Raw genomic sequence first — 16165 nt, forward strand, 5'->3', positions numbered from 1 at the left:
AGGGCTTACCTTCGCGTGTGAAGAAGGTAAGCTGCAAGGTAAAATAAGCTTTAGACTAATTGCCAGGCCGCAAGCAGTCCAAATCCTAGGGCAGTAATAGGCAGTGACGCCAGGGTGCTGACAGCGATGATACTGGCTGCAAGGCGATGGTCGCCTCCTAAATTGCGTACCATGATATAGCTAGCTGCCGCCGTAGGAGAAATAGAGAGTAAAAGAATGATGCCTAAGCTCATTCCTCGAAAACCAAATAAATAGGCACTACCCACCAAAAACGCGGGATAGACAACACATTTACTGACTGTCGCTAGCACAATATTGTACCAGTCGCTGGAAAACGAACGAAATTGCAAGGATGCACCTGTGCAAATAAGGGCAAGGGGCAGGGTGAGCTGAGCAAAGTACTCGCCGGTTCTTAATACGACTTCGGGCAACCCCCATTGGTAATACGAAAACGGTAACGCAGCCACAATGGAAATAATTAATGGGTTTCGAGTTATCCCCTTAATTTGCGCCATTGGTGCACTAAAGCCTACTTGGTAGAAGTTAAGCACGAATACCGATACCACGTTGTATAAAATAGTCACGCAGCCCATGTAAACAGAGGCTGCTGCTAATCCTTCTGAGCCGTAGGTGTTGGCACAATAAGCTAACCCGATAATTCCCATGTTTGCTCGAAAACCGCCTTGAACCACTACGCCACGAGCGTTTTGAGGGTTGACAGTAAAGTGCGCGAGCAACATGAGCAGAACGCACATTACGAGGGTGCCGACTATGCCAATGGCAATGAGAGAGAAATTCGCAGCATGGGAAAAGTCAGACTGACTTATCGACAAAAACAATAAGGCCGGCAGGGCGACATTAAAAACCAACTTCGAGCCGGACTCAATAAAGGCTTCGTTTAGCCAGCGAATACGGAAAAAAAACCAACCAAAAAAAAGCAAAATAAGTACAGGAAGTAATGTACTTGTGATAAACGAGAGCATGGGTTAAACAGTCAAAATAAGGATAACATTCACTGTATCAAAATTTATTCTAGAATATTGATATTCCTACAACCTTCTTATTAATTCCCACTTATTAAGGCTTTGGTGGGCAACACGATTCCCGTAATACAAGCTCGCAGGGTACCAACATACGCGTATTAAACGATTTGCCACTGCTAAGCTTGTCCATAAGCATACGTGCGGCTTCACTCCCAATTTCATAGGGCTGCTGTTTCACTACTGTGATAGGCACCCGAAAAAATTCAGCCATCGGTATTTCTTCAAACCCTAGTAGTGACACCGCTTCAGGTATCGCAATATTGGCTTTTTCTAGCGCCTTTAATACGTCCACGGTGATGGCGATTTGCTGCGTGAAAAATGCGGTAGGGGCAAGGTCTGAACGTAATATATCGACAGGCGAGGTGTCTAAGCCATGGGTTCTATCCCAATGTAGGATTAGATTGTCGTTTACCGGAAGATCATATTTATGGTGGGCGTCCACAAAGCCCTGATATTTTTCTTGGCGAGACTTAACACTTTCAAATTTTTGGGTTACAAAACAGATATTTTTGTGTCCTTGCTTGATTAAATATTCGGTGGCTTGAAAAGAGGCGCGCTTGTAATCGGCAACCACAATGCCTGTATCGCAATCATCATGTTCTAGCTGAAACTGAACCACAGGAACAGTGTTGTTAGAAATGTCTTCAATAAGCTTTGCATTGTTACCGCATGAAGCAATAATGACACCGTCTACGTTGAGTTGACATAGGGTGGTTAGGGCATTTTTTTCTGTTTGAGGTTCAAAATCAGAATTATAGATGAAGAGATCATAGCCATGACTTTTACAGTAGTCGTCCATGCCACGAATAGCTTGGCTAGTGTAATAGCTAGATATATCCCTAACGATAACCCCTAGGGTGCGAGTCTTGTTTGTTTTTAAGCTGCGTGCAATATTGTTAGGGACATAATTTAATTCCTCTACCGTTTTTTGTAACCGCAAGCGGGTATCTAGCGACATAAAATCAAATCGGCCATTTAAGAACTGCGAAGCAGTGCTTTTTGACACGCCGGCTTTTGTAGCCACATCAATCAGTCTAACTTTATTTTTGTTCATTGGTTCATCTCTTACATCCGGGGCTTTATTGGTAAATTAACTACCCTGACCCTCTTATTCCACCACATGGGCATGACCTAACTGCAAATGTGAAAATGTCACGCTGGTGTAGTTACCATCGGCTTTGTCAGTTTCCCAATCACCGGTACCTGGGCACGCAGGATAACGAAATGTGGGGGCATCTTTTGTACTGCATTGGTTATACGCACCAGCCTTAAAAAACAGCCAATCGTTTTTATAGCCAACCGGATCATCGTGCCCATCAACGCGCCCATTTGCATCAATGTTATCGGCTAAATTAATTTGATGGTTAACGGTGGGGTGGTTGTGGGCGCTGAAGGTTAAATACATCGTATCGCCATACACATTAACAATGTAGCTAAATTCTTCTCCTAAGGCTATACCGTTAACGCCTGGATCGGCGTCGTTTTCCCATCCATTGCCCCATACGCCATAGGCAATATCAATGCGGTTAGGCGCGGCTTCAGGCAGGTTGCGCTCATAGTTCCAAAACACTGACCCAGTTTGATGGTCCGGATACTTCTTGTAGTAAATTTTTAGTGGCTCATTGCCCCATCCAAAGCCTGATATCTCTGTTTTCATGTCATCTAACTTTGCCGCATGAATTTGGCCTACCACTACAGAGTACGCGGGGGGCTTATCGCCGTACTTTGCATTCGTTGAAACATGGTTAACTTTCAATGTTGCGGTTAAGCGTCCGCCTAACGCGGCGAAATCTTCTGAATTTGGATGAGAGGCCAGAGCAAAATAATTGCGAGGGTCGTCAAGACTGGGCACCTCGCCACTTTCGCCTACATAGACTTGCCGTAATTCGCTACGTGTATTGGTGGATGTTGGCGAGGTAAAGGCTTTGTTGGCTGCCGCAAATACCATGTTATTTTCATCGTCTAAATAAAAAAACTCATCCAACTGATAGTGCGACAAGGCTTCATTGTCTACTCTATCTGCCTTACCGTCTTTATCTAAATCTACCGGTAAGAGAATATTCCAAGACGATAAATCAAACACTTCACCCGGTGCGGTTTTGGATGATGCATCGCGCTTAGGGCTTGAGGAAGGCGCGCTGTTTTCGCTACATCCTGTTGTCAAGGCAGCTGCCATGGCGGCAATTAGCCACAGTGAATCTCTGCTACGCATAAGAAGCTCCAGTTAAAAATAATTAAGAAGTAGAAGGGATATGAAAACTAAGGTTAAAACGCCGCAGCATGCTGCGGCGATAAAGCGAGACACGTGCGAAAGTTTACCAGCGCGCTCTTACACCAAAAGTAAAGCGTCTGTCAGATTCACTATACTGCCAAATGCTATCTAGCTCCGTCACCTGGGTAATGGGTTCACCGGTAAGATTAACGGCATTCGCAACCAAGGTAATATTGTCATTAACATCGTAGCTGGCTGAAAAATCAAACTGGCCCCGTGCATCACGGTAGTTATTTCCTAATGTTGGGTCGAAATAGGCCTCATCTGGATTCGTTCGGTTATAGATACCTGTGGCCAGTGCGCCCACGGGACGAACACGTTTTTCATCCTGCGTGTCTAGGTATTTATCGCGCCAGTTGTAGGCTAAACGAATCTGGAAGCCGGCATTCTCCCAATATATTTGGCCGTTAAAGGTGTGATTAGATATATCTAATAGCGGGTTGCCATCTGGTTGCTCGCTGTCCGCGTAGGTATAGTTTGTGCTGACTCCAAGGCCAGACCACATACCCGGTAAAAAGCTAAACTGTTGTTGATAGGCAAGCTCAATACCAGCAACTTCACCACTGCCACCGTTAATGTCAGTATCAATAACAATACCGGTTAGTCCAGCATCACGTTGCGCCTCTACATAAGCTAAGTCTTGATCGCCCGTCACATAATTCACATCCGACTGACTTACACCTGCAGTATCCAGTAAACACACGTTCACATATTCGGTCACATTTTGACCTTCAACGGTGTTGGGGTCTGCGACACATGAGCTGCTCGCGACAGTAAATGACTCAACATCTTTGTAGAATAAGGCGGCAGATACCATGCCACCGTCACCGAAATAATGTTCGGCGGAAATGTCATATTGCGTAATACGATAGGGGTCTAGCTGATAGGAACCTTGTGTACCGGTAACCAACGAGTTATCAACACTTAAAGCTGGGCTTAACTCACCAAATTCAGGTCGACGCATTACCTTCGCGGCGGCAAAGCGCAATATTGTGTCGTTGGTTACGGTATAGGTGGCGTTTATGCTAGGTAAAAAGTCAGAATAGTCGTAGTTGCCGCTTTGATCGTAAGTATCTGAGGTGAGATCTGTTTTGACGTAGCGGGCGCCTACAACGGCAGTCAATTGGTCAAAATCGAGATGAAACTGTGCATATAGTGCTTGGGTTTCCTCGTTAATCTTGGCGTACGAACCTGTATTACGAACCATGTTATCGTCTAACGAACCGGTAAGCTCATGGCTACTGCCCGCAAGCATTTGTTTTACGCGATCATAGGTTCCATCAATGTTGTAGGCCAACTCGGCACCGTCGTAGACATAATAATGCGTAAGGGCATTGCTACCAGAGATACCCGACTGTTCAAATGAATTATCGTGATTAATTTCTTTAAATCCGCCATAGGCTTCAGCAAACTCATCCACCCATGTTGGGCGAATAACCCCGTCGTATGAGACACTGGTTTGAAGGTTTTTAAGTTCGCTGCCGTTATTACGCAAATCATAACGGTCAAGTTCGTAATCTCTGTCCGTCGTGCGCACACCGGCTTTCATTTTTGAAAGGAAGTCCCAGCCTGCGATGGGTTCTATGTATTCAATATCAAAACGAATTGCTGTTTCTTCGTTATCTTCATAATACCTTTGATGGGTAAACTGACGAATTGCAAGGTTGTTGGGATCTAACAGGGCATCAGGATCGGAAAACGTAATGCCGGGTACCTGATCGCCATCTTGGTTCATCGTTATCGTGAATAGGTGTTCAGTGATAGTGCCGTCTTCTTCGTACTGCTCACGGGAAATGGGGCGTAAGTTAAACTCAGAATTTGTACGCAAGCTTTCGGCTTTGGTGTAAGCCACTTCACCAGACAATTTGATTTTGTCGGTGATAAACCATTCACCACCCAACGCGTTCGACATAGATTCATTGGTGGTGAAGTCGGCCCAGGTTTTAGGTTGAACAAATACGCTACCAGAGCCAAAGTTATGCAGTTGTCCTTGTGCATCACCGTAGGCATTATCTAGCACAAGGTCGCTATAATCTTTGCTGTCATTTAATACAGAGTAGGCTTCTTGACCACCGTCAAGATCAGTGGCATTAATATCCAGATATACGAAGGCGTCGGTGTCTTTTGGTGCCCATTGTAGCGATAACCCGAAAGCGGTACGCTCTCGCTGCTCTGTTTTTTGTTCCACGGTATTTTGACTGCGTACTAAGTAGTTACCGCTTGGCGTATTTGCCGCATCGCTATTGCCATCACCGTCCAAATCTAATTCCGTCGGTGTAACTAAGTTGAAAAACTCGTCACGGCGAAGGGTGCGATCTTGATAGGACATAACCACAGATGCACCAAAGGTACCTGCGTCACCTAAATCCCAATTAGTGCCCGCTGCACCGGTAAACATGGGGGCCCAGTTTTCGGCTTTGTCAGCGTACTCGCCGTCAAGAGTAATGGCCACTAGAGGCTCAGACAGTTCTAAAGGCCTAACCGTGGTCATATTGATAGTGCCGCCCAGTGCGCCTTCAATCATTTCTGGTGTTGGAGATTTTACCACTTCAACGGTTTTTAAGAAGCTGGAAGGGAAATCGTCTAAACTAATCCCGCCACGGCCACTACCAGAGGTAGAACGACCATTCAGCTCTACGCGGTTTTGTGAGATACCGCGAATGGTTACCGATTCACCCACGCCAAAATCTCTACTGATCGACACCCCTGTAATTCTTTGCAATGCTTCAGCGATGTTGTTATCCGGAAGCTTACCTATATCTTCTGCCACAATGGCATCGACAATACGTGAGTCGAAGCGCTTGAGTCTCGCAGACTCAGCAATACTGCTGGCGATGCCCCTCACTTCAATGACTTCAACTGCATCAGATGCCTCCGATTCTGGTGTCTCCTGAGCCAAAGAGGGAAAGGCTGCTCCCATCGTACTGGCAGATAAAATGGCTAGGGTAAGTTTGGATAATCTATTATTCATTTCGCTTCTCCAAAAGCTGGTCAGCTAAATACCTCACAAACGCCGAATTAAAAATTTCATGTGAAGCTTATGCTTGTAATTATTCCGGGGGTAAACCGGTTTAGTATCGTTTTCAAAAAAATCCTGCGGCACAGGAAATTAACAATAAACTTACATTTAATGGGTTTGACGTCAACCAAAAAGTAGACAAAAGTTGCATTAAATTTACCCTATTTAACACGGAGTTTGATTAAGCTATTGAATTAATTTGCTTTTTATTTTCGGGAAGGTTTACTGATACGGGAGTAGGTTGGAATAGTGGTTGGCTATCTAGAGAATATCAATGAAGAATAAAAATCGTTTTTATTATTTATGGTATAAGTTATTGATAATTTTAATGTATTTTATATTTATCTTGATTTGCTATTATTAACCTAATGTAAACTAAAGTTGTAAATTTGGTTATTTTACCGTTGACATGGTGCATTGCTATGTTAATTTAAAACGCAAGCTAAAACGGTTTAGCTATGGTTTGGCGGTAACGCTTTTTTCAGCTTTTATAGCCATAAAGGTAATTTTAGCTGCCGCTAATATGGAAACGAATTTACGCTATTGTTAATGAATGTGGGGGGCGGTGTGAATACATTATCTGGGAAAAGGGTACTAGTGACGGGCGGCGCCAGCGGTATTGGCGGCGCAATCTCGTCGGAGCTTGCAGCTCAAGGCGCAACAGTGATTGTGCATTACTTTCGCTCGAAAGACGCGGTGAAAGAACTGCAAGATGAGGTGCGCGCTTCAGGCGTGGGCGAAATTATTCCGCTTCAGGCTGATTTAACCCAAGAAAGCACAGTTGCGAAGTTTGCTGAAGATGTGGAAAGCCTAACCTCTACGTTAGATATTCTTATTAACAATACCGGCGACCTCGTAGAGCGCCATACCCTTGATGATATCGATAATGCCTTTTGGGAACGTGTGATGGCAGTGAATGTGACCTCTATGATGATGGTCACTCGCGCTATGTTGCCCCTGCTGAAGCAGGGTGATGAAGGGGCATCCATTGTGAACTTGTCCTCGCTAGCGGGGCGAAAAGGCGGGCATGGTGGTTCTTTAGCTTATTCAACCAGTAAAGGCGCGGTACTCACGTTCACTCGCTCACTGGCCGCGGAATTAGCGTCCATGGGGATTCGCGTCAATGCCGTTACTCCAGGTTTAATATTAGGGACGCGATTTCATGCGACGCATACCACCGATGAATCGGCTAACAAAACCATTGGTGAGATCCCGCTTAAACGGGCGGGTAATCCAATGGATGTGGCTCGTGCTGTGGCATTTCTCGCTTCTGAATATAACGGCTTTATCACTGGTGCTACCTTGGATATCAACGGTGGCGTATACATGGCGTAGTGGTGGTAAGGGCACTTGGCCCTTTATTCACAATGCCTACACCGTGAACACTTACAGCTAAAAAAACAATTACGGTAAGTTGTCAGAGGTAGCAATATGTTAGCAATGTTTAAAAAACTCATGGCATTTGGCCCTGCCTTCTTTGCCATTGGGTACACCATAGGCACAGGTAGTGTCACATCAATGATTGTGGCGGGCAGTACTTACGGAATGTCACTGCTCTGGGTACTCTTTTTGAGCTGCTTATTTTCAGGGGCACTCATTTATGCGTACGGTAATTACGCTATTGTGACTGGGGAAACCGCCCTTTACGCGTTCAGAAAGCATCTGAAATTCGGAAAACCAATCGCCATTCTTATCATAGTTGGAGTGACCTTTGGGCAGTGGAATTCACTGATGGGGATACTGGGTATTTCATCCAATATCATTTTTGAAATGCTAGCTTTGTATTCCCCTTCACTCAATCAATACAAATATGAGTTGGTTTTAGCCATTGCTGTCAGTGTTATTAGCATTATGTACGCCATAATGCTAATAGGTAAGTACTCGCTATTTGAAAAAATTCTTGTGATGTTTGTATCCTGTATGGGAATTTCATTCGTATTTTCGCTGCTTGTCGTCCATCCCATGCCAGCAGAAGTTGCCGCAGGCTTTGTTCCCTCAATACCTAATATAGAGGGCGGAAAAATGATGGTTGCTGCCTTTGTGGGCACCACCATGGCAGCCGCTACTTTCCTGTCTCGGCCTTTATTTATTCAAGGTAAAGGCTGGGGCATGGAAAACCAAAAACAGCAGAAAAAAGATGCCATTGTGGCAGCGTGTTTGGTGTTCGTAATTAGTGCTTCTGTGATGGCAGTAGCCCATGGTGCGCTGTTTCATGAAGGGAAAAAAATTACCCACGTGTTAGACATGGTCAATGCACTTGAGCCTATTGCAGGTAAAACGGCATTAACGGTTTTCTTTTTCGGTACCTTGGCTGCCGGCTTGTCTTCTGTTTTTCCCTGTTTGTTAATAGCACCACTGCTTATTGCCGATTATCGCTCCGGTAAGTTAGATACAAAATCTAGTCAGTTTAAAGCGATTACGGGCGTTGCTTGTATTGTGGCGCTTATCATTCCAGTGTTTGGCTTTAACCCCATTAAAGGGCAAATTTTATCCCAGGTATTCAACGTGTTTGTTTTACCTTTGGTGATTATTGGCATATTGGTGGTGATGAATAACCCAGCACGAATGAAGTCCCATACGCCGGGGAAACTGTTAAATCTACTTCTTGGTTTATCTTTAATCTTCGCATTAGTGATTTCTGCCAACGGCGTTATCGCTATTATTGAACAACTCTAAGGAGGGCAACATGATTGTTGTTGTCGCCGGCGTGTCAGGCACAGGAAAATCAACGATAGGTGAAGCTTTAAGCACGGCGCTTGCGATCCCTTTTTTTGATGCTGACGATTATCATCCGCAAAAAAATATCGACAAAATGCAGCGGGGTGACGCTCTCAACGACGACGATCGTTGGCCATGGTTAGCACGTTTAGCCGAGTTGCTGTCAAACCAAGAAAAGCAGGATGGGGCAGTATTGGCATGCTCCGCGTTAAAAGAACGTTACCGTGAACGCCTTAGTGGCACACTGTCCACCCCCGTCACATGGATTGTACTGACGGGCAGTGCCGCGCTTCTTTCGTCACGGCTATCCAACAGAAAAGGGCATTTTTTTGATGCTCGTTTACTTGAAAATCAATTGGCTACCTTAGAGATGCCTGCATATGGCCTGCACATTGATGTGGACGCGCCGATCGACGCCGTGGTTTCTCAAGCCGTTTCCTATATTCAACAGGTGAATCACTAGCGTGTGAGTGTCTCAACTTTAGTGTGCGTAAAAGAAGGAAGTAACCTATGACGTTAATAAGAACAGTACTAATAAAGGGCATAAGTACGCTGGTACTTTTGCTCATCCATGCCACGGTTTTCGCGCAGCAGGTGGCCAATATTGACGAGTTCAATCGTGCGGTAGCCCACGCTAAACCAGGTGATACGATTGTGTTAGCCAACGGCGAATGGAAAGATGTTGAACTTATTTTTAAAGGTAAGGGTACAGAAGACAAGCCTATTACGTTAACGGCGCAAACCCCGGGAGAAGTCGTCATTACTGGACGTTCTAATTTAAGTTTGTCGGGGGAATATTTAGTGGTAGATGGCTTAGTGTTTACCCGTGGTTACACGCCTACTGGGGAGGTTATTGCTTTTCGTACATCGCCAACAGCGTTAGCCAGTTATTCTCGGTTAACTAACGTGGTCATTGATAACTTTAGCCATCCTGAGCGTCAGCTTTCAGATTTGTGGTTGGCAATTTATGGCAAACACAATCGCATTGATCACAACACGTTCGTCAATAAGCGTAATCGGGGGGTAACCGTGGCGGTGCGAATGAATAGCGAAGGCAGTAGGAAAAACAACCATGTGATTGAATATAACTACTTCGGCCCTAGGCAAGTTTTAGGGGCAAATGGCGGCGAAACCCTTCGCATAGGCACCAGCCACTTCTCTCGTGAATACGCCAATACTCTGGTGCAGTACAATTATTTTGATAGAACCAATGGCGAGCATGAAATTATTTCTAACAAGTCTAGTGGCAATACGTTTATAGGGAATGTGTTTTTTGAAGCTCAAGGCACACTGACTATGCGCCACGGCCACTACACAAGAGTAGAAAACAACTACTTCTTGGGCAACCGCAAGCCAAATACTGGCGGCATTCGCATCATTAACGAACACCAAACTGTAAGCAATAACTACCTTTATGGCCTAACAGGTCGTCGCTTTAGAGGCGCCTTGGTCATTATGAATGGTGTGCCGAACTCGCCACCTAACCGTTACGACCCGGTTATCGAATCACAGATGGATAACAATGTGGTGATTGACAGTGAATATATTCAACTTGGTGCTGGGGCCGATGAAGAACGCTCTGCGCCTCCCTCTCGTTCGCAAATGCACAACAACATTATTCTAGGAAAGCAAAACTTGAACCCTATTACGGTGTTTGACGATGTGTCTGGTATTAGTTTTAAGGGGAATGTTTTAAATGAAAAAGCGAGTAACCCTATTGAATCAGGTTTTACCACCGTGCCTTATGAAGTGACTCAAAATGAACAAGGCTTGTGGGTGCCAGCACAATCGTTGCTTGATGAAATTGGCTTTGGAGAGGTTAAACTACCGGTAGAAAAGCAAGACACAGGCGCGCCCTATTATGAAAAGAGAGAAAGTCAGGTCGCATTTGACAGTGGCAGAGAAATTCACGTAGCACCGGGTATTGATACTCTTGTTAAGGCGCTAGACAAAAGTGCAGCTGGCGATGTATTGGTTTTAGATAACGGTGGCGAATACCTATTAACGCGTTTTGCTCATATTACTCACCCAATTACCCTGAAAGCGAAGTCAGGAGAAAAGCCATTAGTGCGTTCAGAAAAACCTAGCTTTATAGTGATTGAAAACGGCGGTGCATTAAAAATACAAAACCTATGGTTTGATGGTGCGGCGTCGCCGGACTACAAAGGTAACAGTATTATTCGTACTAGCCGCTATTCGATGAATATTAACTATTCATTATCAGTTGAAGACGTAAAAGTGACTGATTTAGACATTAATGGTTATTTTTACTTCTTTAAAGCTCACCCAGGTACATTCGCAGATTCCATCAGCATTTTGAATTCGCAAATGGACAATATTACCGGTGCAATATTGTCTTTGAATAAAGAAACCGACGACCTTGGGGTTTACAGCGTAGAGAATCTGACGCTAAAAGGAAATGAGTTTTCCAACATCAAAGAAGAAGTGGTCACAGTGTATCGTGGTGGGTTTGACGAAAGTACCTTTGGCCCTATGGTCACCGTAGAGGACAATTATCTATTCAATGTTGGTAAAGGGAAAACCCACAGAACAGGAGCATCTATGTATTTTCATGGTGTTCAGAATTTGCATATTAGTGAAACCGTTATTGAGGATAGTGCACCTATTTCTTTATATCTCACGAATGGAGAACCGCTCACCCTCATTGAAAATGTCACGATGAGAAATACGCCAGAGATTCAATCTAATCATGCTGGCTACACCACGAAACACGTAGTGTATCAATAAAGAATCCATGCCCGGGCGAATCGCTCTAGCCCGGGCATGCTGCATAACGTAAATGATGACCAACCAATTCCTCGCCGATGAATGAAACTCATGGGGCTATTGTGGTTTGTAAGACAGGTAACGTATTATGCAGACTCTTCTTTTTTCGAGTAGCACAGTTTATGTATCAAGATTTTCAAGCCGAGCTTGCCTGGGCAAGCTTGCATATGCCACGTACCCGCACTGCGGTGTCTTCTCTACCTGATCTGAAAGGCGTAAAACTCGCCTGTAACATGCATTTAGATTTAAAAATGGCTCCCTTAGTTGAAGGCTTGCTGTCACGGGGCTGTGAGGTTTTTCTGACGACATGTAACCCCACCACGGTGCAAGATGACGTGGTTGCTCACCTTGTTGATAAAGGCGCGGTGGCACATGCATGGCGCAATATGACCAACGCACAGTGGTCGGAGTCTTTTGACAAAGCGTTAGCGTGGCAACCCACACACATGTGTGAAATGGGCGCAGATTTAACCACCCGCCTACATGAAAACGTGAGTGAAGGTAAGCCAGTTCCCGCTATTGTTGCTGGCTTAGAAGCTACCGGCTCTGGAATTAACCGCTTAAATGGAATGGCGCCCAATTACCCTATTTTCAATTGGGATGATTTACCGGTTAAAGAGGGTCTACACAACAGACATATGGTGGGACTAAGTGCATGGCAAACGTTCTTCCAAACCACTCACCTAACGTTACATGAAAAAGTGGTAGTGGTTATTGGGTATGGGCTAGTGGGGCAAGGCGTAGCAGCATCTGCCAAGGCATTTGGTGCTCAGGTTCAAGTGGCTGAACTCGATCCCGCTTGTGGGCTACAAGCAAAATATGACGGCTGGCCTGTCGTCGACTTAGCGGAAGCCGTGAAAAACGCAGATGTTATCGCCACTGCAACAGGCGCATACGGTGTAGTAAATGCTCGTCATTTAGATACCATGAAAGACGGTGCTTTTATTTTAAATGTGGGTCACGTAGCACAAGAAATCGACGTGCCTTATTTAAAAGACAATGCCAGTCATAGCCTACCTATGCCTTATGTGAATGCCTATAACTTGAATGGTAAAACGCTTTTCTTATTGGCTGATGGCTCCATGTTTAATTTAACCGCCGGATACGGTGACAGTTTAAACGCCTTTGACGTTACCCTTGCGGTAATGGCTGCAGGGATCGGTCATATTGTCGGGGAAGGGGCTAACAGCGAGAATGGCCTGTACTTACTTCCCGAATCAGCGTGGAAAGCCGCATTATAGTTGTATTTAAACAAACGTAGCCTTACACATCTTGTGTCTGCTATATTCGTGCCCATAGAGTGCAGAAGGTTTATTGCGAACACATCGCTATTGGGAATTTGGTGAAAGTCCAAAACTGTACCCGCAACTGTAAGATAGCCCGGTGCTATTCAAGTCAGATACCAGCCTTCTACACCATATTGTTAACGCGTGCGGGAATACACGATAGCAAGCCTGCTTACCCCTTGAATGTTAGCCAAGTCTAAATTCAGCGCATGGTGCTGATACATAGGATTTGAGTCTCACGATTTAACGTTAGTTGCTTGCCCATTCTCGCCACCCAAACAGGTGGAATATTGTCTATCAACAGCGCCCTTTGTATTCATCAAGTATCACTGTCTATCGGTGATAAAGCTATTTTAAAAAACATCAATTTCGGCGTTGAGCGCGGAGAGGTTTTAGGTGTGCTTGGGCCCAATGGTGCCGGCAAAACCAGCCTGCTTAAGGTGATAGCTGGGCAAAAACGCCATCAAGGTGTTGTGAATTGGTGTGGGCACGGGGTTGCTGATTACAGTATTCAAGCACTTGCACGTCAAATTGCAGTGGTAAACCAACTCAACGATGTGGTGTTTTCTGTCACCCTTAAGCAAGTGGTTAGAATGGGATTACTCCCCCATAAAACGTTATTGTCACGTGAAACCGCAACAGATACGCAACGTGTAGAAGACGCCATTCAAGCAGTTGGCCTTGAAGGAAAGCAACACCAGGAATACAGCAGTCTTTCGGGTGGCGAACAACAACGGGGGCTGATTGCTCGCGCGTTGGTGCAAGGCTCGCCTCTGCTTATTTTAGATGAGCCAGTTAACCACCTGGATGTCTACTATCAACATCAAGTTTTGCAACTGCTTCACGACTTAGCCAGACAACTTGGGGTGACCGTTGTCATGAGCTTACATGAGATGAATTTGGCCTCACAGTATTGTGATAAAATAGCACTTTTAAATTCGGGAGATTTGATCGCCTATGGCGAGCCAGAGCCCGTATTAAACGCTGATTTGTTAACCCGCGTATTTAGCATTCCATGTGAAGTAAAAACGCAAAATGGCAAACCCCATGTTTCATTTACGCCCAGTCGCAAAACTGTACTAGATTTAAGCAGGTGGGGAAAATGATGGGGCGAGCGCCACTAAGTATCACCCTAAAGTGGTGGTTATTGTCTATCGCCGCTATCGGTGCCTGTGGCATATCCCTGTTTTTTGGTGCGGCTGAACTGTCGCCAAATCAGATTACGCAATGTCTTTTAGGGCAGTGTGATAACCCGACAGAATCCCTCATTTTTTGGCAAATTCGTGTGCCTCGCATTGCCGTTGGTTTTTTGGTGGGGATAGGCTTAGCGGTGGCCGGTGCAACCTTGCAAAATGTGACGCGCAATAGCCTTACCGACCCTTATTTGTTTGGTGTGGTTGCAGGCGCAGGGCTAGGAGTCAGTATTGCCACGCTTTTGTTTAGCGAAAGTGTGGCGGCTCAGCTTGGCTTAAATGGTGTAGACGCTGACACGGCCTTCTCAATTACGCTGCCTGGTGCCGCGTTCTTGGGGGCATTGTTTGCCGTGGCGTTAGTACAAGTATTGGTATCCAGTGCTCTTGGCAGGCGAACCGAACACTTGTTACTCGCAGGCGTAGCTGTTTCTTTTATGTTGGGTGCGTTCTCCCATTTTATTTTATTTATTGCTGAACCCTTCGCGGCCAACAAAGTGGTGTTTTGGTTAATGGGAAGCTTAGCGCGTGCCGAGGTATGGTATGCGTGGATAATGTTACCCATTGTTGCGTTAAGTGTTGCAATATTACTGCTTTTCGGTCGTCATTTAGATGCGTTATTACTGGGTGATGAAAGCGCCAAGTCGTTGGGGGTTAATGTCACCGTTATCCGCATGTTGTGCCTTGCTATCTGTGCGGCGCTCACGGCATGTATCGTGTCTTATTGCGGGGGCATAGGCTTTGTTGGCCTTATGATCCCACACATCATTCGACATTGGCTTGGGGTGACCAGTCGCACATTGATCATGGGATGTGTCTTGTTAGGTGGCACCTTTATGGTAAGTGTAGATATTCTCGCCAGAACCTTATTGTCTGGGCAAGAAATACCCATAGGCATTATCACCTCGGCCATCGGCAGTATTTTCTTTTTCTTGGCAATACGTCAGCGTGCATAACAATAAAAGGGCAACATTGGTGAAGTTATTTTATCTATCGTTTATTTTCGTCATGGCTAGCGTTGGGGTTAGCGCCGATGAGGGTGAAAAAGCCCCCTTGCGCATTGTGGCACTCGCCCCCCACGTGGTTGAATCTTTATTTGCCATTGGTGCTGGCAATAGCATTATTGCAACGTCGGAGCATTCAGATTATCCAGAGGCGGCCAAGCAGATACCGCGCGTGGGCAACTATGCCCGGCTGCAAATCGAACGCATTGTACAGCTATCGCCAGACATCATTATTGCGTGGCGTACAGGCAATCCGCAAGATGATTTGGCGCGCCTTAAGAAATACGGTTTAACGGTGGTGTATTCAAACCCCACCACACTGGAAAGCGTTGCAGATGAACTCATTATGTTGGGTAAGCTAGTCAACAAACAGGAAACCGCGCAACGCTTGGCGAATCAATATCTTCAGCGGTTAAATACATTGAAACTCGAATATGCCTCAGCGCCGCCGGTTACTGGCTTTTACGAACTATGGGCTCGCCCCCTTAGAACGGTTGCTAATAAAGCATGGCTTCAACAACAACTCGAAGTATGTGGCGTAAACAACCCATTTTCTCACTTGCATGAAGATTATCCTTTAGTCAGTTTAGAGCAAGTTTTGGCGATTAACCCTCAAATTGTCATTCAACCTACTCCCCATAGCGCAAAAAACGCAGACGCATTAGATTGGTCTGTTTACCCCCATATATTGGCTTCAAAAAATGATTTGATTTTTCACCCCAACGCCGACAAAACCCATCGTATGACAGTAAGAATGCTAGAGGAAGTTGAGCGACTATGCGCGTTTGTAGACCAGGCTCGGCAAAGGTATAACACAAAGTAATTGATTGACAATAACCGGCGGCG

12 protein-coding genes and 1 riboswitch are annotated in these 16165 nt (G+C 45.3%); of the genes, 8 read left to right on the plus strand and 4 right to left on the minus strand.

Features of this window, described 5'->3' with window-relative positions:
• Window positions 1–50 precede the first annotated feature (50 nt).
• From IUA53_RS03650 to IUA53_RS03665, 4 genes are all read right to left on the minus strand, one after another.
• Complete coding sequence (locus IUA53_RS03650; RefSeq protein WP_044448583.1) at window positions 51–983, minus strand: AEC family transporter; 933 nt, start codon at window positions 981–983, stop codon at window positions 51–53.
• Between the two features lie 94 nt (window positions 984–1077).
• Window positions 1078–2097: a LacI family DNA-binding transcriptional regulator gene (locus tag IUA53_RS03655; RefSeq protein ID WP_044058041.1), complete on the minus strand. Its 1020-nt coding sequence runs from the start codon at window positions 2095–2097 to the stop codon at window positions 1078–1080.
• Between the two features lie 54 nt (window positions 2098–2151).
• Entirely contained in the window at window positions 2152–3255 is a 1104-nt protein-coding gene (locus IUA53_RS03660) for a polysaccharide lyase family 7 protein (RefSeq protein ID WP_044448581.1), read from the minus strand.
• A 103-nt stretch (window positions 3256–3358) separates the two neighbouring features.
• Window positions 3359–6286 (minus strand): TonB-dependent receptor, encoded by a 2928-nt coding sequence (locus IUA53_RS03665; RefSeq protein ID WP_044058039.1) that lies wholly within the window; start codon window positions 6284–6286, stop codon window positions 3359–3361.
• Between the two features lie 615 nt (window positions 6287–6901).
• Between IUA53_RS03665 and IUA53_RS03670 the strand changes: the two genes are divergently transcribed.
• The 8 genes from IUA53_RS03670 (at window position 6902) to IUA53_RS03705 (ending at window position 16142) form a co-directional block, all read left to right on the plus strand.
• Window positions 6902–7669: an SDR family NAD(P)-dependent oxidoreductase gene (locus tag IUA53_RS03670; RefSeq protein ID WP_156026765.1), complete on the plus strand. Its 768-nt coding sequence runs from the start codon at window positions 6902–6904 to the stop codon at window positions 7667–7669.
• Window positions 7670–7765: 96 nt separating this feature from the next.
• Window positions 7766–9010 carry an Nramp family divalent metal transporter gene (locus IUA53_RS03675; RefSeq protein WP_044058037.1) on the plus strand — a complete coding sequence of 415 codons (1245 nt, stop codon included), beginning with the start codon at window positions 7766–7768 and terminating at the stop codon, window positions 9008–9010.
• A 10-nt stretch (window positions 9011–9020) separates the two neighbouring features.
• Window positions 9021–9515, plus strand: coding sequence for a gluconokinase (locus IUA53_RS03680; RefSeq protein WP_044058036.1), 495 nt, complete (start codon window positions 9021–9023; stop codon window positions 9513–9515).
• Between the two features lie 47 nt (window positions 9516–9562).
• Window positions 9563–11800: a polysaccharide lyase 6 family protein gene (locus tag IUA53_RS03685; RefSeq protein ID WP_196898412.1), complete on the plus strand. Its 2238-nt coding sequence runs from the start codon at window positions 9563–9565 to the stop codon at window positions 11798–11800.
• Between the two features lie 161 nt (window positions 11801–11961).
• Window positions 11962–13080 (plus strand): adenosylhomocysteinase, encoded by a 1119-nt coding sequence (locus tag IUA53_RS03690; protein ID WP_044448577.1) that lies wholly within the window; start codon window positions 11962–11964, stop codon window positions 13078–13080.
• Between the two features lie 49 nt (window positions 13081–13129).
• A riboswitch (cobalamin riboswitch) is annotated at window positions 13130–13264 on the plus strand.
• Window positions 13265–13415: 151 nt separating this feature from the next.
• Window positions 13416–14231 carry an ABC transporter ATP-binding protein gene (locus tag IUA53_RS03695; RefSeq protein ID WP_231401250.1) on the plus strand — a complete coding sequence of 272 codons (816 nt, stop codon included), beginning with the start codon at window positions 13416–13418 and terminating at the stop codon, window positions 14229–14231.
• 20 nt (window positions 14232–14251) lie between these two features.
• Complete coding sequence (locus tag IUA53_RS03700) at window positions 14252–15271, plus strand: FecCD family ABC transporter permease (protein ID WP_156141840.1); 1020 nt, start codon at window positions 14252–14254, stop codon at window positions 15269–15271.
• A 19-nt stretch (window positions 15272–15290) separates the two neighbouring features.
• On the plus strand, window positions 15291–16142 hold the full coding sequence (locus IUA53_RS03705) for a cobalamin-binding protein (protein ID WP_332309674.1): 852 nt from the start codon (window positions 15291–15293) through the stop codon (window positions 16140–16142).
• Window positions 16143–16165 lie beyond the last annotated feature (23 nt).

The organism is Alteromonas sp. B31-7, from assembly GCF_015767655.1.
GTDB classification, from domain to species: Bacteria; Pseudomonadota; Gammaproteobacteria; order Enterobacterales; family Alteromonadaceae; genus Alteromonas; species Alteromonas australica.